At 68.4% G+C, this 17,234-nt stretch carries 15 protein-coding genes and 1 pseudogene; 4 read left to right on the top strand and 12 right to left on the bottom strand.

Annotation, left to right across the window (positions count from 1 at the left end; translation table 11 throughout):
- The first annotated feature begins 17 nt into the window (after positions 1–17).
- Together ACM6LU_RS12360 and ACM6LU_RS12355 are read left to right on the top strand one after the other, a co-directional pair.
- Positions 18–632 carry a TetR/AcrR family transcriptional regulator gene (locus ACM6LU_RS12360; RefSeq protein ID WP_414937752.1) on the top strand — a complete coding sequence of 205 codons (615 nt, stop codon included), beginning with the start codon at positions 18–20 and terminating at the stop codon, positions 630–632.
- Positions 633–791: 159 nt separating this feature from the next.
- Entirely contained in the window at positions 792–2,168 is a 1,377-nt protein-coding gene (locus ACM6LU_RS12355; RefSeq protein ID WP_414937751.1) for an MFS transporter, read from the top strand.
- Here the strand turns inward: ACM6LU_RS12355 and ACM6LU_RS12350 are convergent.
- Positions 2,127–3,086, bottom strand: a complete 960-nt coding sequence (locus tag ACM6LU_RS12350) for a helix-turn-helix transcriptional regulator (protein WP_414937750.1) — start codon at positions 3,084–3,086, stop codon at positions 2,127–2,129. The two genes, ACM6LU_RS12355 and ACM6LU_RS12350, sit on opposite strands and share 42 nt — an antisense overlap.
- A 294-nt stretch (positions 3,087–3,380) precedes the next feature.
- Between ACM6LU_RS12350 and ACM6LU_RS12345 the strand changes: the two genes are divergently transcribed.
- A complete protein-coding gene (locus ACM6LU_RS12345) occupies positions 3,381–3,845 on the top strand; it encodes a nucleoside deaminase (RefSeq protein WP_414937749.1) in 465 nt (154 codons plus the stop codon).
- Here the strand turns inward: ACM6LU_RS12345 and ACM6LU_RS12340 are convergent.
- Positions 3,842–5,092, bottom strand: a complete 1,251-nt coding sequence (locus ACM6LU_RS12340) for a GGDEF domain-containing protein (protein WP_414937748.1) — start codon at positions 5,090–5,092, stop codon at positions 3,842–3,844. The two genes, ACM6LU_RS12345 and ACM6LU_RS12340, sit on opposite strands and share 4 nt — an antisense overlap.
- Before the next feature lie 246 nt (positions 5,093–5,338).
- Between ACM6LU_RS12340 and ACM6LU_RS12335 the strand changes: the two genes are divergently transcribed.
- Positions 5,339–6,289, top strand: a complete 951-nt coding sequence (locus ACM6LU_RS12335) for a chitinase (RefSeq protein ID WP_414937747.1) — start codon at positions 5,339–5,341, stop codon at positions 6,287–6,289.
- Between the two features lie 550 nt (positions 6,290–6,839).
- Here the strand turns inward: ACM6LU_RS12335 and ACM6LU_RS12330 are convergent.
- The 10 genes and pseudogenes from ACM6LU_RS12330 to ACM6LU_RS12285 form a co-directional block, all read right to left on the bottom strand.
- Positions 6,840–7,367 carry a hypothetical protein gene (locus tag ACM6LU_RS12330; RefSeq protein WP_414937746.1) on the bottom strand — a complete coding sequence of 176 codons (528 nt, stop codon included), beginning with the start codon at positions 7,365–7,367 and terminating at the stop codon, positions 6,840–6,842.
- Positions 7,368–7,490: 123 nt separating this feature from the next.
- On the bottom strand, positions 7,491–7,760 hold the full coding sequence (locus ACM6LU_RS12325; RefSeq protein WP_414937745.1) for a hypothetical protein: 270 nt from the start codon (positions 7,758–7,760) through the stop codon (positions 7,491–7,493).
- Positions 7,761–7,846: 86 nt separating this feature from the next.
- Positions 7,847–8,488: a TetR/AcrR family transcriptional regulator gene (locus tag ACM6LU_RS12320; protein ID WP_414937744.1), complete on the bottom strand. Its 642-nt coding sequence runs from the start codon at positions 8,486–8,488 to the stop codon at positions 7,847–7,849.
- Positions 8,485–8,727: pseudogene (locus ACM6LU_RS12315) on the bottom strand (short chain dehydrogenase); the annotation flags it as partial. The pseudogene ACM6LU_RS12315 and the gene ACM6LU_RS12320, both read right to left, overlap by 4 nt.
- 62 nt (positions 8,728–8,789) lie before the next feature.
- Positions 8,790–9,959, bottom strand: coding sequence for an acyl-CoA dehydrogenase family protein (locus ACM6LU_RS12310; RefSeq protein ID WP_414937743.1), 1,170 nt, complete (start codon positions 9,957–9,959; stop codon positions 8,790–8,792).
- The gene (locus ACM6LU_RS12305; protein WP_414937742.1) at positions 9,956–11,908 is read right to left on the bottom strand and encodes a biotin carboxylase N-terminal domain-containing protein; all 1,953 of its coding nucleotides are present in this window, start codon (positions 11,906–11,908) and stop codon (positions 9,956–9,958) included. The genes ACM6LU_RS12310 and ACM6LU_RS12305 overlap by 4 nt, the downstream gene beginning before the upstream one ends.
- Positions 11,909–11,913: 5 nt before the next feature.
- Positions 11,914–13,512, bottom strand: coding sequence for an acyl-CoA carboxylase subunit beta (locus tag ACM6LU_RS12300; RefSeq protein ID WP_414937741.1), 1,599 nt, complete (start codon positions 13,510–13,512; stop codon positions 11,914–11,916).
- Positions 13,509–14,657, bottom strand: a complete 1,149-nt coding sequence (locus ACM6LU_RS12295; protein WP_414937740.1) for an acyl-CoA dehydrogenase family protein — start codon at positions 14,655–14,657, stop codon at positions 13,509–13,511. Before ACM6LU_RS12295 ends, ACM6LU_RS12300 begins: the two co-directional genes overlap by 4 nt.
- The gene (locus ACM6LU_RS12290) at positions 14,654–16,351 is read right to left on the bottom strand and encodes an acyclic terpene utilization AtuA family protein (RefSeq protein WP_414937739.1); all 1,698 of its coding nucleotides are present in this window, start codon (positions 16,349–16,351) and stop codon (positions 14,654–14,656) included. Before ACM6LU_RS12290 ends, ACM6LU_RS12295 begins: the two co-directional genes overlap by 4 nt.
- On the bottom strand, positions 16,348–17,142 hold the full coding sequence (locus ACM6LU_RS12285; protein ID WP_414937738.1) for a TIGR03084 family metal-binding protein: 795 nt from the start codon (positions 17,140–17,142) through the stop codon (positions 16,348–16,350). The genes ACM6LU_RS12290 and ACM6LU_RS12285 overlap by 4 nt, the downstream gene beginning before the upstream one ends.
- Between the last annotated feature and the right edge of the window lie 92 nt (positions 17,143–17,234).

The following is a 17,234-nucleotide window of genomic DNA, read 5'->3' as shown; positions in this document are numbered from 1 at the left end:
TCTGGGAGGATCTGCGGATGACCATGTCGCTGTCGGCCGAACTGTGGCCCGACGTCCAGCCGGAGACGGCGCGGCGGCTGATGCTGGCCGGGGTCGAATCCTTCGCGAGGCGCGGCTACCACGCGACCACCACCCGGGACATCGCCTCGGCGGCGGGGATGAGCCCCGCGGCGCTGTACGTGCACTTCCCGTCCAAGGCGGCGCTGCTTTTCGCGATCTCCAAGTACGGCCACGAGCAGACCCTCTCACTCGTCGAGAGCGTCGTCGCCCGTGAGACCGACCCGGTCGAGCGAATCCGGCTACTGGTCGAGGACTTCGTGGCCTGGCACGCCCGGCGGCACACCGTGGCACGCGTCGTGCAGTACGAACTGCACGCGCTCCCTGACGAAGAGTTCGAGATCGTCGCGAAGCTGCGCCGCCGCATCGAGCAGATCGTGCGCGAAGTCATCACCGAAGGCTCGGAGGCCGGGGTGTTCACCGTCGGCGACCCGCACACCGCCGCGCGCGCCGTGCTTTCGCTCGGCGTCGACGTCTCCCGCTGGTACAGCGACCGTGCCCGCCAGACGCCGAAGAAGCTGGGCCAGGAGTACAGCGAGCTGGTGCTCCGCATGCTCGGCACGAAACTCTCCTGACCGGTACTGAGTCGACCTCCGTCGGCGATATCGGCACCAGCGTGACATACCAACCGGTCGGTATCGAGAAATATCCGATGAGACGTTGACCACATACTAAGCGGTTGTTAACTTGCCCGGACTGCATCGCCGCAGCAGCGCCGAGCGAAGGGCACCCAGATGGCCGACAGTGCACCGAACGCCCCTGAAACCGCCGCGGAACCGACGATCACCGTGTCCCAGCGCAGGCGGGCCGCGAGCGCCGCGGCGCTCGAGTCCTCTGTCGAGTGGTACGACTATTTCGTCTTCGGAATCGCCGCCGCCCTGGTGTTCGGGAAGACCTTCTTCCCCACCACCAACGCGGCGGCCGGTGTCCTGGCCTCGTTCGCGACCTTCGCGGTCGGCTTCCTCGCCCGGCCGCTCGGCGGGATCATCGCGGGCAGCCTCGGCGACAAACGCGGCCGGAAACCCGTGCTGGTGCTGGCGATCGCGCTGATGGGTGCGGCGACGACGCTGATCGGCCTGCTCCCGACCTACGACACGATCGGCATCGCCGCGCCGATCCTCCTGGTGCTGCTGCGGCTCGTACAGGGTGTGGCGGTCGGCGCGCAGTGGGGTGGCGCGATGCTGCTCGCCACCGAATACGCGCCGCCCGGCAAACGCGGCCTCTACGGCAGCCTGGTCCAGCTGGGTGTCCCGATCGGCGTGGTGCTGGCGAACACGGTGTTCCTGATCGCCGCGCAGGTCGCCCCGCCGTCCGACTTCCTCACCTGGGCGTGGCGCATTCCGTTCCTCGTCGGCATTCTCGTGCTCGGACTGGCCTGGTACATGCACGTCAAGATCGACGAAACCCCGGAATACCGCCGCGCCGAAGCGAAACTCACCGCCGAGGAACGCGGCCGCGCCAAGTCGCCGCTGCGCGACGTCCTGCGCGACCACAAGGGCACCGTGCTGCTGGCGGGCGGTTCGTTCATGGTCAACACCGCCACCTTCTACATCCTGCTCAACGGCGTCCTCGACTACGCGACCCGTCATCTGGGGATGTCGCGCACCACCGTGCTCGTCGCCACCCTGCTGATCAGCACGGTGCAGCTGGCGATCATCCCGCTGTCGGCGAAACTGTCCGACCGCATCGGCAGGCTCAAGATCTACACCTTCGGCGCGGTGGGTGTCGCGCTCTGGGCGATCCCGATGTTCCTGCTGATCGACACGGCTTCGCTACCGCTGTTCGTGGTCGCCTCGTTCGTCGGATCGCTGTTCCTTGGCATCATGTACGGCCCGCAGGCGGCACTGTTCGCCGAACTGTTCACCGCCGAGATGCGCTACACCGGCGCCTCACTCGGTTACCAGATCAGCGCGGTCGTCGGCGGCGGGCTCGCGCCGTTCATCATGGTGCTGCTGCTGGAATCCACCGGGACCTCGATGTCGGTGTCGCTCTACATCATCGTGCTGGCACTGATCTCGCTCGGCTCGATCGGTCTGCTGGCCAAGCGAGCCGCGAAGTCCACTTCGGACTCAAACGACCGCGCGCGCGAAACGGTCGGCGACCAGCCGTAGCCGCTCCTTGACCTCGTCCGGTGCCTCCTCCACGACGAAGTCGACGTCCCAATGGGCGAGGTAGTAAGGCATCACGGACAGGTCGTTGGATCCGACCCTGACCCGGCAGGTGTGCTCGTCGATGGCCTCGATCGTCCCGGCGGTCGGTGACACGTATTCGGCGAGCGCGTCCGCCGAGGCGTTCACCCGCAGGACCATTTGGTACGGATACGCCGACGACGTGATCCCGCGGGAGACGTAGGCCGCGAGGTCCTCGGCCGGCGGTTTTCTCGGTGTGAAGCGGAAACTGGTGTCCGGGACGCCGTCGATGCGGTCGACGCGGAAGGTCCGCCAGTCGTCGCGGTCGAGGTCGAAAGCGATCAGGTACCACCGGCGCCCGGTGTGCACCATCCTCAGCGGCTCGATGTACCGCTCGGTGACGTCGCCCTTGTGACCGCAATAGCCGAACCGGAGCCGCTGATGGTCACGGCACGCGGACGCGATGACGGTCAGCGCGTCCGCGTCGACGACCGGGACGACGCCGCCGAGCGGGATCATCGCGGTGTTGAGCGCGGCCACCCGGTGCCGAAGCCGGGCGGGCAGCACCTGCTCCAGTTTCGCGAGGGCGCGCACCGAGGTCTCCTCGATCCCCGACACCGTCCCGTTCGCGGCCGTACGGAGCCCGACGGCGACCGCGACGGCCTCGTCGTCGTCCAGCAGCAGCGGCGGCAGCGCGGCCCCCGCGCCGAGCCGGTAGCCGCCCGCGACCCCCGGTGTGGCGTGCACCGGGTAACCCAGCTCCCGCAACCGCTCGACGTCGCGCCGGACCGTGCGGACGTCCACCCGCAGCCGGTCGGCCAGGTCGGCGCCCGGCCAGTCGCGCCGCGCCTGCAGCAGCGACAGCAGTCTCAGCAGCCGTGCCGACGTGCCCGTGGTCATCGGTTCGCTCGCTTCATGAGAAGGAGTGTTGCAGAAATCGAGGACAGTTCCGGTCCGCATCGGACTCGTGAGTGGCCAGGGCGGAGGGTGTCTCAGGTACCTCTGCGGTGCGCCGGTGGTGGTTTCGCGTGACTAGCGGGACGACACGCGTGTCCAGAGGGACGACTCGCCACGTAGCCCGGCCGCAAGCGTGTCGTCCATCCCGTCACGCGTGTCGTCCGTCTGGTCATACGTGCCGTCCAACCAGTCACGCGAAACGGCCAGCCCGCCATAAGGGCATCGTGAACCCGTAAGGTGGCCTGGGTGATCGATCCCGCGCAGCTGCTGTCCGTCGCCCGCGAAGAGGCCGAACTCGGCAAGGCCGAAGGCGGGGTTCCGATCGGCGCCGCGTTGTTCGACACCGCCGGTGCCCTGCTCGGCCGCGGGCACAACCGCCGGGTCCAGGACGGCGACCCGTCGATGCACGCCGAGACCTCCGCGTTCCGAGACGCGGGCAGGCGACCGCACTACCGGGACACGATCATGGTCACCACCCTCTCCCCCTGCTGGTATTGCAGCGGGCTGGTGCGCCAGTTCGGCATCGGCCGGGTGATCATCGGCGAGGCCGCCACGTTCGAGGGCGGGCACGGCTGGCTCGAGGAGAACGGCGTCGAGATCACCCTGCTCGACGACTCGGCGTGCACCGCGCTGATGACCGAGTTCATCCAGGACCATCCGGAACTGTGGTTCGAGGACATCGGCGTGCCCACCGGGAACTAGTCGAGCGATTCTTCGGTTTCGAAGACGACGGTCCGGTTGCGCCCGGCCCCCTTGGCCGCACGCAACGCCTGATCCGCCGCGCCGACGAGCCTGTCGAGCGTCTCGCCGCCGACGGGATGCGACGAGACCCCGATCGAAACGGTCGCCCCGGCGAACGTCCCACCCAGTGAGACGAACGTCGACGAGATCCGCAGCCGGATGCGTTCGGCGATCGCGTGCGCGTCGAACCGGCTCGTACCGGGCAGCAGGACAATGAACTCCTCGCCGCCGAACCGGCCGACCAGGTCCGCCGCGCGGACCTCCGCGCGCAAAGTGTCCGCGACCGCGCGAAGCACGTCGTCTCCGACCTGCCTGCCGTGCCGGTCGTTGAGCCTGGCGAAATGGTCGAGATCGAGCATCAGCAGCGAAAGATCGGCGCCACGGCCGCGAAGCAGGTCGAATTGGGTGCGGGCACCGTCCAACCAGGACGAAGCGGTCAGCAGTCCGGTGCCGGAGTCCGTACCCGCGTGGCCGCGCAGCGCGCGCATCGCCCCCGCCCGGTGCAGTACCACGAGCGCGCCGGCGAGTACCACGGTGACGAACGGCCAGTCCACCGCCGACCACGCGAGCAGCAGGCCGAAAGCGACCATCGCCGTGTCGAAGGCGAATCCCGACGGCTCCGCCCCGAATTCGGCCGCGGGGGCGGCCAAGGCGGCGTCGACGGACAGGAACACCAGACCGGTCGCGAAAACCAGGGCGAAACTTTCGAAATCCCTTGTCGCGTCGGCGAACGGCGGTGCGTGCAGCAGCAGTGGGACGAGCGAGGCACCGAGAGCCGCCAGCATGGTGGCGGAGGCCGCGAACACCTGGCGATGCGGGATCCCGCGCCGGATCCGGCACCAGCGGTATCCCGCCGACGCGACGACGAGCACGGCGGCCAGCGCGGGTGGCAGCAGCAGCGCGCCCGCGAAGATCCAGGCCGCGTCCAGGCCGGCGCCGAGCCGGGTGTCGGCGCGGGACCGCTCAACGGGCCGCGAAAGCTCCGAACTGAGGATCATTCCCGCCAGCAGCGCGGAAAACGGGAGCAGTGACGACGACGCGGGCGGCCGCAGCACGAAGAGGTAGGTGATGGCGGCCAAGGCGGCCGCGTCGACGAGGAGCAGGTACCCGATCAGGCCCCGCCTGGGTAGTTCCCACAGGCTCCAGGTCCCCAGAATCCGCCGCGGCGCGGCGAGCCGGTCGCTTCGGCCGCGGCTTCCGGTAGCCATCAGGGAGTCCCCCACCATTTCGGCAAACTAGCCGGTAATCGCGGAACTGTCGATCCGCTTTCCGGGTATCGCCCCCCTACTAAGGTCGGTCGTTCCGCCCGGTAAATCCGGTGAATTCTTGACAGTCCTCAATGGTCTAGTCCACTGTGAGTGAGCAAACAGTGACCTCCTGGTTGATACGCCGCGTCAAGACGGAGGTGCTCCACACCTGCGCGCCTCGATGCGCGCGTACCAGTTGGAGGACCTATGAAATCCTTGAGCCGCTGGGCGACACTGGCCACTGCCGTCGGTGCCGCTCTCGCCACGGCTGTCGGCGTCGCCCCCGTCGCCTCGGCGGCCCCGGACGCGGTACTCGCCTCGCCCTATCTGTACCAGTGGTCGGGACAGACGGACCCGATCGCCGCGATGAACGCCACCGGGGTCAAGGCCTTCACCCTCGCGTTCATCCTCTCCGACGGCGGTTGCAACCCGAAATGGGACGGCAGCCGTTCACTCACCGGTTCCGACGCCACGATGATCAACAACATCCGGGCCAAGGGCGGTGACGTCATCCCGTCGTTCGGCGGCTGGTCCGGCACGAAGCTCGGCCCGAAGTGTGGCACACCCGCGGCACTCGCCGGCGCGTACCAGAAGGTCATCGACGCCTACAAACTCAAGGCGATCGACCTCGACATCGAGAACACCGACGAATTCGAGAACTACACCGTCCAGGACCGGATCCTGAACGCCGTCAAACTCACGAAACAGAAGAACCCCGGCCTGCGCGTGGTCATCACCATCCCGACCGACGTCGGCGGCCCCAACTCGCACGGGAAGCGGCTGATCTCCCAGTCGAAGATCCTCGGCTCGGGGGTCGACGCGTGGTCGGTCATGCCGTTCAACTTCTCCAACGGCGGTGACATGGCGGGCAAGACCCGCAGTGCCGTGGAGGGGCTCAAGAACGTCGTGAAGTCCACCTTCGGCCTGAGCGACGACGCGGCCTACCGGCGCAGCGGGCTCTCTTCGATGAACGGGAAGACCGATGTGGCGGGCGAGACGGTCAGCGTCGCCGACTTCCGCGCGATCCGCGACTACGCGGCGAGCAAACATCTCGCCCGGTTGTCGTTCTGGGCGGTGAACCGCGATTGCAACAACTGCGCGGGAATCGCACAGGGCAAGTACGACTACACGAAGATCGTGGCGGGTTACACCGGCTGACCTCCGTTCCAGTCCGTGAAGGCCTCTTTCCCCGCTCGCAAAGTCAAGGTCTCGGCAAAGTCGCGGAGCTGCTGGTCAGCGCTGCTGGTGGCAGTACGGGCTTGACATTGTCAGTGCCTGCCAGGCCCGAGGTGGGCATGTCCCTGAACCTCTATGGCTCAAGCTCCGCAACCGGTGTGACCCCCGCGACGATGTGGGAATGGGGACACTCGACGCCCCCATTCCCACATCGTCAGCCTCACGCAGCGACGAATAGCCGCCTGACCTGCAAGACCCCGACTTTGCCGGGACCCTGACCCTCAAAGTAAGGAAGGGCCTTCACCACCACGCCGGAGAGGGTCGCGAGTGTCGACCGGGGTCTCGGCCTTCAGCGGCCGCAGTCCGGCGAGGTTGCAATCGATGCTGCGCAACACGTTCGCCACCGAAACCGGATCCCCTCGACACGTTCTGCGTCGCCGCCTCGACCGCCGCGGCGACGGCGTCGTGTTCGGTCGGAAAACGATGGATACCGGTGAATTCGGCGGCGATACCGCCGATCGCCCGAACGGCGCTATCCGCCCCAGTACGGCCGTCGGCCGCCGCCTTGATAACCGCCGTAGTAGCGGTCGTAAAACCAGTCGTTGTCGTGGTGACCGGCACGCGGATCCTGCCGTTCGGGCGTGGTGACCGGCGTCGGGGTGGGAGACGGCGTCTCCGAGCCGTTCATCGACGCGGTCAGTGGCGGCGGGGGCGCGACGCTGCCGCCCGGCGGGCCCGACGGGACGGGTGTAGGCACCGCGTCGTCCGGGACCTCGGCAGCCTGCGGCGCGATGGTCAGTGACGGCGGCGGGAGAGGCGTTCCCGGGCTTACATCGGCCGAGTCGGCCGGGGTGAGCAGCACGGCCAGCAGACCGCCGACGACGAGACCGCCCGCCGAAAGCACGGAAATCCGCCAGAGCTTCCCGTTGCCGGGAGCGGCGGTGCTCGGAGCCCGGTGCCTCGGCCCGCGCGGTCCCCGGCGGCGGGGTGCCGCGCCGGCCGCCCGCATCAGTTCGCTCAGGGCGTCCCCACCGCTGTGGCGGCGAGCCGTGCGTGCCATCGGCACCTCCCAACCCCGGTCCGTCGCGAAGCGCGACGGCCTCATCCCGGGGTGGATCCTAGGAACGCGGGAGCCGGTTGTAAACGGATCTCGTCCACACCGGACAGACGGTGCGGTGAAGGGTCAGGCAGCCGCGGTGACCGCGATCGCGGCCACGCCCGCTTCGGTCAGCTCGGCGGGAACGCGACCGGTGACGGCGGAGAGGCCGGTGGACTCGGCGGGGCGGATGTAACCACTGTGGGCGAGGGCGTGCGCGGTCATCTGGTCACAGCAGGCGAACCCGTCGATGAAGAGGTCCGGCTCGCAGCTGCACGACATCTGGGCGCGGCGGGCCGCGACCGCTCGCAGCATCGCCATGGCTCGATGGGACAACTCGACCTCTGAACCGGACACCGGACTAACCTCTCTCGATCAGCTACCTGAATCAGCAGCACTCACACCGTGTTATCGGTTGCTGCTCCATCAGTGTTAACAAGATCTCAGACGTTCCCGGGAATTTCTTCGTTCCGTTCGATCCACGTGTTCTTCGCCGATGCCAGGGTGGGCTCCAGGACCCTGGCCCACTGCGCGACGATCTGCTTGCGGCGCTTCGTGTCATCGGTCAGCAGATTCGCCAGCCCCAGGCCGCGGGCGAGATCGAGAGTGGCCTGGACCAGCTCACGAGCGCCCTGGTGGGACTCGTCGACGCCGAGAAGTTCGACGGTCACCCGGTGTGCTTCCCTGCCGACCCGTGCCTCCAGCGGCACCAGGGTCGCGCGCAGTCCGTCGTCGGTCGAAGCCGCGACCCACAGGTGGAGCGCGGCTCGGAACATCGGCCCGCTGTAGAGGTTCAGCACCATGTCGACGGCCCGCTCGATCCGCGACCGTCCCGACGGCAGTTCCGCCGCGCGGGAGCGTAGTTCCACGATCTGGATCGCACCGACGTGTTCGACCGCGGCCGCGACCAGGTCTTCCCTGGCCGGGAAGTGGTGCTGCGCGGCACCGCGCGAGACTCCGGCGCGTTCGGCGATGACGGCGACCGTGGTCCCGTTCCAGCCCAGCTCCCCGATCGTCTCGACGGCGGCCTCGACCAGCCGCCGCCGAGTCGTCCGGCTGCGCTCCTGCTGCGGTTCGCGGATCATCGTCGTTCGTCGACCCAGAAATCGAGCTGCAGGTCTTCCTCGCGCTCACCGATGCGGTATCTCGAGAAGTCGATGACGCCTTCGGCGGCCAGCGCCTCGTCGTCGAGGTAGAAATTCCTCGACGCCTCGCGGCTCGGTTTGGTGAGGATCGCGTGCGCGGCGTCGGCCATGATGTCCGGCGTCCGCGATTTCGCCGCCAGTTCCGCGCCGACGACGTTGCGGATCGCCGCGGTGCAGATTCCGCGGCTGCCGCCGGAGACGATGATCGTCTTGCCGTGGAGCGTGCTCATGGGGAGGCCTCTCAGTAGGACCTGGGAAGACCCAGGCTGTGCTGGCCGACGAAGTTGAGCACCATCTCGCGGCTCACCGGTGCGATGCGGCCCAGCCGGACGGCCGTGACCAGCGTGCCCAGCCCGTATTCGCTGGCGAGACCGTTGCCGCCGTGGGTCTGCACGGCCTGGTCGACCGCGCGGATGGCGACCTCGGCCGCGGCGTACTTCGCCATGTTCGCCGACTCGCCCGCGCCGAAGTCGTCACCGGAGTCGTAGAGCGAGGCTGCCTTCTGCGTCATCAGCTTGGCCAGTTCCAGCTCGATTTTGATCTCGGCCAGCGGATGCGCGAGCCCCTGGTGACCGCCGATCGGTACGCCGCCCCACACCTTGCGCTCGTTGGCGTAGGCGACGGCCCTGGACAGCGCGTACCGCGCGATGCCGAGCGAGAACGACGCGCCCATGATCCGTTCGGGGTTGAGCCCGGCGAACAGTTGCGCGATCGCCGCGTCCTCCTCGCCGACCAGCGCGTCGGCTGGCAGGTGGACGTCGTCGAGGAACAGGCCGAACTGCTTCTCCGGCGAGATCAGGTCCATCTCGATCTGCTTGTACTCGAAGCCGGGCGCGTCGGTCGGGACGATGAACAGCGCGGGCTTGAGCTTGCCGGTCTTCGAGTCCTCGGTGCGGCCCACGACCAGGACGGCGTCCGCCTCGTCGACACCGGAGATGTAGACCTTCCGTCCACTGAGGACCCAATCACCACTGTCGCGTTTGGCGGTGGTGGTGATCTTGTGCGAGTTCGACCCGGCGTCGGGCTCGGTGATCGCGAAGACCATCCGCCTGCTGCCGTCGGCGATGCCGGGCAGCCAGCGCTTCTTCTGCTCGTCGGTGCCGAAGCGTGAGATGACCGTGCCGCAGATCGCCGGCGAGACGACCATGAGCAGCAGCGGGCTTCCTGCGGCTGCGAGTTCTTCGAGCACCGCGGCGAGATCGGCGATGCCCGCTCCCCCGCCGCCGTACTCCTCGGGCAGGTTCACGCCGAGGTAGCCGAGCCGTCCTGCCTCGGCCCACAGTTCCTCGGTTTTGAACCCGGCGCGGGCCTGCTTGGCGTAGTACTCGTACCCGTACTTCTTGCCGAGTTCGGCGACCGCCGCCCGCAGCGCGACCCGCTCCTCGGGTTCGGTGAAGTTCATCGCGTTCATTCGTTCTCTCCTACCACCGCGAGGATCGTGCCCACCTCGACCTGTTGTCCGACGACCACCGGGAGTTCGGTCACGACGCCGTCGGCCGGCGCCGCGATCCGGTGTTCCATCTTCATCGCTTCCAGCCACAGCAACGGATCGCCGGTCTTGACGGTGTCACCGGCCTCGACCGCGAGCCGGACGACCGTGCCCGGCATCGGCGCCACGAGCGAACCGGCGGCGAGCGCCGCGTCCGGATCCGGGTACCTCGGCACCACGCTCAGTTCGACGGTGCCTTCGGGCGAATCGACGTACACCGCGGCGCCGTACCGGGCGACGGCGAACGTCCGTCGCACCCCGGCGACCTCGAGAACGACGTGATCGCCTGTGGCCGAAACCAGTTCCACACCGTCGAATCCGTCGGCGCGCAGGCCGTCACGGGTGAGTGTGTAGACGACCTCGATCTCGTCGTCTCCCTGAAGAAAGCGTTTGCGCTGCCCCTGGGAGTGGACGTTGCGCCACCCGCTCGGCAGCCGTCCCTGCACCTGAGCGCCCGCCCGGTTCCCGGCCGCGCCAGCCAAAGCCGCGGCGAGCGCGGAAATCCGTACGGTGTCCACAGTGGCCAGTGGACGTGCCAAGGTATCGAGTCCGTGCCGGTCGAAGAACGCCGTGTCGGTCTCTCCGGCGAGGAAGGCTTCGTGCCTGAGCACGTTCACGAGCAGGTCGCGGTTGGTCACCACGCCATGGATCTCCGCGCCCGCCAGCGCTCCGGCCAGCGCCCGTGCCGCGCTCCGGCGGTCCGGGGCGTAGGCGATCACCTTGGCGAGCATCGGGTCGTAGTGCACGCCGACGGTCTGGCCGCTGACGAAGCCGGAGTCGAGCCGGACGCCCGGGCCCACCTCGAACTCCCGCTGCGCGGCGGGAAGTTCGAAGCGGTGCAGGGTGCCGCTCTGCGGCTGCCAGCCCGTGGCCGGGTCCTCGGCGTAGAGCCGGACCTCGATCGCGTGACCCCGTGTCTCCGGCTCGTCGATCGGGAGGTGCTCGCCCTCCGCGATCCGCAGTTGCCAGGAAACCAGATCGAGTCCGGTCGTGGCCTCGGTGACCGGATGCTCGACCTGGAGCCGGGTGTTCATCTCCAGGAAGTAGAACCGCCCGTCCGGACCGGCGAGGAACTCGACCGTCCCGGCGCCGACGTAGTCGATCGCCTGCGCGGCCTTGCGCGCGGCGTCGAACAGCGCTTCCCGCATGGCGTCGTCGACGAGCGGCGACGGTGCCTCTTCGACGACCTTCTGGTGACGGCGCTGGATCGAGCATTCCCGCTCCCCCACCGCCCAGACGGTGCCGTGGGTGTCGGCGAGCACCTGGACCTCGATGTGGCGCCCGGTCTCCAGATACCGCTCGCAGAACACGGTCGCGTCACCGAAGGCCGAGGCGGCCTCTGCACTCGCCCCTTCGACGGCCTCGGCGAGTTCGCCGAGTGAACGCACCACGCGCATACCGCGCCCGCCGCCACCGGCGGATGCCTTGACCAGCAAGGGAAGTTCGTTGTCGGTGACCTCGGCCGGGTCCAGTTCGGATAGGATCGGGACACCGGCGTCGGCCATCATCCGCTTGGACTCGACCTTCGAGCCCATGCTCTCGATGGCCTCTGGCGGCGGGCCGACCCAGATGAGCCCGGCGTCGATCACCGCACGGGCGAACGCGGCGTTCTCGGAAAGGAAGCCGTAGCCGGGGTGGATCGCGTCGGCGCCGGTCTCGACGGCCGCCTTGATCAGCAGTTCGGCGCGCAGATAGGTGTCGGACGGCGCGTTGCCCGGCAGCCGGACGGCGACGTCCGCCTCGGCCGTGTGCGGCGCGTCGGCGTCCGCGTCGGAGAACACCGCGACCGTGCCGATCCCGGCGTCACGGCAGGTGCGGAACACGCGGCGGGCGATCTCCCCGCGGTTGGCGACCAGAAGCTTCTCGATCATGCCGCTCACATCCTGAAGACGCCGAAGCCTTCGGCGCCCTTCACTGGTCCATTGTGGATCACGGACAGGCTGAGCCCGAGCACCGTGCGGGTGTCGCGGGGATCGATGATCCCGTCGTCGTAGAGCATCCCGGAGAGGAACATCGGCATCGACTCCGCCTCGATCTGTCCCTCCACCATGGCGCGCATGGCGGCGTCGTGCTCCTCGTTGTAGTCCTGCCCCCGCGAGACCGCGGCGGCACGGGCCACGATGGACAGCACACCGGCCAGCTGCTGCGGCCCCATAACCGCGGATTTCGCGCTGGGCCAGGCGAAGAGGAACCGGGGATCGTACGCACGGCCGCACATACCGTAATGCCCGGCACCGTACGAGGCGCCCATGAGCACCGACAGATGCGGCACCTTCGAGTTCGACACGGCGTTGATCATCATCGCGCCGTGTTTGATGATGCCGCTCTGCTCGTACTCCTTGCCGACCATGTAACCGGTGGTGTTGTGCAGGAAGACCAGCGGCGTGTCGATCTGGTTGGCCAGCTGGATGAACTGCGCCGCCTTCTGCGATTCCTCGCCGAACAGCACGCCCTGCGCGTTGGCGAGGACACCGACCGGGTAGCCGTGGATATTCGCCCATCCGGTGGCGAGACTGCTGCCGTACAAGGGTTTGAACTCGTCGAAGTCCGAACCGTCGGCGACCCTGGCGATCACCTCGCGCGGGTCGAACGGCACCTTGAGATCGGCGGGCACGATGCCGAGCAGGTCTTCGGCCGAGTACAGCGGTTCGGCGTAGTCCGGTTTCGGCGTCGGGCCCTGTTTGGTCCAGTTGAGCCGTTTGACGATGCTGCGGCCGAGCCGGATCGCGTCCTCTTCGTCGGCCGCGAGGTAGTCGGCGAGACCCGACGTGCGGGCGTGCATCTCGGCGCCGCCGAGCGATTCGTCGTCGGACTCCTCACCGGTGGCCATCTTGACCAGCGGCGGCCCGCCGAGGAACACTTTCGCGCGTTCCTTGACCATCACGACGTAGTCCGACATGCCGGGCAGGTACGCGCCGCCCGCGGTGGAGTTGCCGAACACCAGCGCGATCGTCGGGATCTTCGCCGCCGAAGACCGCGTGATGTCGCGGAAGATCCGGCCGCCGGGGATGAAGATCTCCTTCTGCGTCGGCAGATCCGCGCCGCCGGACTCGACGAGGTTGATCACCGGCAGTCGGTTCTGCGCGGCGATGTCCGCGGCGCGGTAGCTCTTCTTGGCCGTCCACGGGTTGCTCGCCCCGCCTTTGACCGTGGGATCGCTCGCCGAAATCATGCACTCGACACCCTCGACCACGCCGATACCGGTGATCACGCTGGCGCCGACCTGGTAGTCCGAACCCCAGGCCGCGAGCGGCGACAGTTCCAGGAACGGCGAGTCCTCGTCGAGGAGGAGTTCTATCCGTTCGCGGGCGAGCAGCTTGCCGCGTTTGCGGTGCCGGGTGACGTACTTCTCGCCACCGCCCGCGATCGCCTTGGCGTGCTCGCCGTCGATCTCGGTGAGTTTGCCGAGCATGGACTCGCGGTTGGCGGCGAATTCCTCGCTCCGCGGGTCCACAGAGGACCTGATCGTGCTCATGCGGTGTATCCCAATCGCTTCGCGGCCAAGCCGGTGAGGATCTCGTTGGTACCGCCGCCGATACCGAGGATGCGGACGTCACGGTAGTGACGCTCCACTTCGGCCTCCCGCATGTAGCCGAGCCCGCCGTGCAGCTGGACAGCCTCGTTGACCACCCATTCGGCGGTCTCGACGGCGGTGTTTTTCGCGAAACAGGCCTCGGCGATGACCTCTTCGCCCGCGACGTGCCGCAGCGCGACCTGCCGGGTATAGGACCGCGCGACGTCGATCTTCCGGGCCATCTCGGTGAGCTTGTGCTGCACCAGCTGACGGGAGATCAGCGGACGGCCGAAGGTCTCGCGCAGGCGGCACCAGTCCAGCGTCAGGTCGAGTGCTCGCTGCGCGTGCGCGTAACCCTGCACCGCCAGCGAAACCCGCTCGGTGACGAACTGGGTGGCGACCTGCGCGAAACCGCTGTTCTCGGCGCCGATCAGGTTTTCCGCTGGCACCCGGACGTCCACATAGGACAGCTCGGCGGTGTCCGAGCAGAGCCAGCCCATCTTCTCCAGTTTGCGAGAGACGGTGAAGCCTGGTGTGCCGCGTTCGACCACGATGAGCGAGATGCCGTGGGCGCCGGATTCGCCGGTGCGGACCACGGTGGTCACGAAGTCGGCGCGGCAACCCGAGGTGATGAAGGTCTTGGCACCGTTGATGACGTACTCGTCGCCCTCGCGCGCCGCGGTGGTACGGATACCGGCGACATCGGAACCGCCGTCGGGTTCGGTGACCGCGAGCGAGCCGATCTTGGCCCCCTCCAGCGTCGGCCGGACCCAGCGTTCGATCTGCACCGGATCCCCGGCAGCCGCGATATGCGGGACGGCGATGCCACAGGTGAAAAGCGAGGCGAAGAGGCCGCCGGAACCGCCCGCGTAGTGCAGTTCCTCGGCGATGACCACGGCGTCGAGATAGTCGCCGCCACCACCGCCGACCTCCTCGGGGAAGCCGACGCCGAGCAGCCCGAGTTCCCCGGCCTTGCGATGCAGGTCGCGGGGCAGTTCGCCCTCGCGTTCCCAGTCGTCGAGATGCGGCAGGATCTCGGTTTCGGCGAACCGCCGGACGGTCTTGCGCAGCTCGACGCGTTCCGGCGTGGTGAAGAGGTCGGTCACAGGAGAGCCTCCGGGATGTCGATCTCGCGGGAGCGCAGCCATTCCCCGAGTGCCTTCGCCTGCGGATCGAACCGCGCCTGCGACGCGACGCCCTCGCCGAGGATGCCTTCGACGACGAAGTTGATCGCCCGCAAATTCGGCAGCAGATGACGCTGGACCTCCAGGTCGGCGGTCTCCGGAAGCAGCAGTTTGAACTCGGTGACGGTGAGCCGGTGCGCGAGCCAGCGCCACGCCTCGTCGGAGCGAGCCCAGACGCCGACGTTCGCGTTGCCGCCCTTGTCCCCGCTGCGGGCGCCGATCACCTTGCCGAGCGGTGCCCGGCGGACCTGTGCCTGCGTGTAGGGGGCGGGCAGACCGTATTCGTCCACATCGGACAGAGCCAAGGTGTCGTCGGCTTGCGCGATGTCGCGGCGCTCTCCGTCCGGCAGGACGGCGACGTGTGGAACCTCTTTCGCGTCAACGAAAGCGGCCCGGTAGACGCCGTACGGCGAGGCGGCCGCGGGAGGCGCGGTGACGTGGAAGCCGGGATAACTCGCCAGGGCGAGTTCGATCGCCGCACCGCTGAACGCGCGCCCGGCGACCTCCGGATCGGCGTCCTTCACCGCGACGTGCAGCAACGCACTCGCTTGCTGTTCGGTTTCGGCGTCGGCCTGATCGGTACGGGCCAGCGTCCAGCGGACCTCCGACGGCGGGCGGGCTTTGAGCGCGCCACCGAGTTGTTCCTTGACCAGCGCGGCTTTCGCTTCGATGTCGAGTCCGGTGAGGACGAACGTCGTCTCGTTGCGGAAGCCACCGAGCCCGTTCAGGCAGACTTTGAGCGTCGGGGGCGGCGGCTCCCCGGTGACACCGGTGATCCGGACGCGGTCCGGGCCGTCGTCGGTCAGGGTCAGCGTGTCGAACCGTGTCGTGACGTCCGGCCCGGCGTAACGGGCACCGGTGATCTCGTAAAGCAGTTGCGCGGTCACGGTTCCGGCGTTCACCACGCCGCCGGTGCCGGGATGTTTGGTGATCACGCTGGTGCCGTCGGCGGAGATCTCGGCGATCGGGAAGCCAGGGACGCCGATCTCCTGCTCGGTGAAGAACGCGTAGTTGCCGCCGGTGGCCTGCGTGCCGCATTCGATCACGTGCCCGGCCGCGACCGCGCCGGCGAGCGCGTCGTAGTCGTCGCGCGCCCAGCCGAAGTGCGCGGCGGCCGGACCGACGATCACCGAAGCATCGGTGACGCGTCCGGTCACCACGATGTCGGCACCCGCGTTCAGACATTCCGCGATCCCCCACGCGCCGAGATAGGCGTTGGCGGTCAACGTCTTGCCGAAACCGAGCTCTTCGGCGCGCTGGATCAGGTCGTCGCCTTCGACGTGCGCGATGGCGACGTCGACCCCGAGTTTCGAGGCCAGCTCACGGAGCGCGTCGGCGAGCCCGGCGGGGTTGAGCCCCCCGGCGTTCGCGACGATCTTGACGCCCTTCTCCTTGGCCAGCGCTAGGTTTTCCTCCATCTGCCGGAGGAACGTCTTGGCGTAGCCGCGGTTCGGGTCCTTCATCCGGTCGCGGCCGAGGATGAGCATGGTCAGCTCGGCCAGGTAGTCGCCGGTCAGCACGTCGAGCGGGCCATCGGTGAGCATCTCGCGGACAGCGGAGAACCGGTCGCCGTAGAACCCGGACGCGTTGCCGATCCTGATCGGGGCCGCGGTCATGTGAACTGCCCCGGCCGCCGTCCGGCACCGGGAGGCCCGGCGAAGGCCTGCGCGATCCCGAGCCATTCCACGACGTCGGCGCCGGTGGTGACGAGGTCGGTGTCGTCAGGATGACGGCGCTGGGTGATGACGAGGCAGAAGTCGACCGCGCTCCCGGTGAGCCGCTGCCCGGCGTCCTCGGGCCCGAACGCCCAGGTGGAGCCGTCCGGCGCGGTCAACTCGACCCGGAACTCTTCGGCCGGCGGGGCCAGCGAGTTGAGCTTGTAGGCGAAGTCGCGCGTGCGGGTGCCGAAGCGGGCGATGTGCCACAGCCTGCCGGTGTTCTCGCGCGCGACGCCGAACGTGTCGAAGATGTCCTGACCGTGCGCCCAGGTCTCCATGAGCCGCGCGGTCACCATGGACGCGGCGCTCATCGGCGGGCCGTACCAAGGGATCTTTTGTCCATCGGGCACCGCGGCAAGCGCTTCGGCCAGTTCCGCGCGGACGGCACGCCACCCGGCCAGCAACTCCCGGGGCGGTGTCTTCGCTCCCTCGGCCGCACCGTCGTCGACGTAGGTCTCCCCCGTCGCGAGCAGCCCTTCGATCTCCGTCTGCCACTCGGCCTCGGACCCACGCGCCGCGATCAGCGCCTTCTTGTCCGTCCAGGCCAGATGGGCGATCTGATGAGCGATCGTCCAGCCTTCGGCCGGGGTCTGCCGCGCCCAATCCGACGCGGGCAGCTTCGCCACCACGTCGTCGATGGCCTGCGATTCCGCCGCGAGATCCCCAAGGATCACGCCAAGGTCAGCCATGCCCGCCTCCTCGCGTCCTCCCCAGGCTCGCACCCCCCACCGGAAAAATCAAGCACGCCTGATTGTTTTGATGCGGGCTGAAGGGGCCCTTC

Origin of the sequence: Amycolatopsis sp. cmx-11-51, assembly GCF_047608665.1 — a bacterium.
In the GTDB taxonomy this organism is placed as follows: domain Bacteria; phylum Actinomycetota; class Actinomycetes; order Mycobacteriales; family Pseudonocardiaceae; genus Amycolatopsis.
Note: the sequence above shows the minus strand (reverse complement) of the source record. Positions and strands in the feature narration are given on the sequence as shown.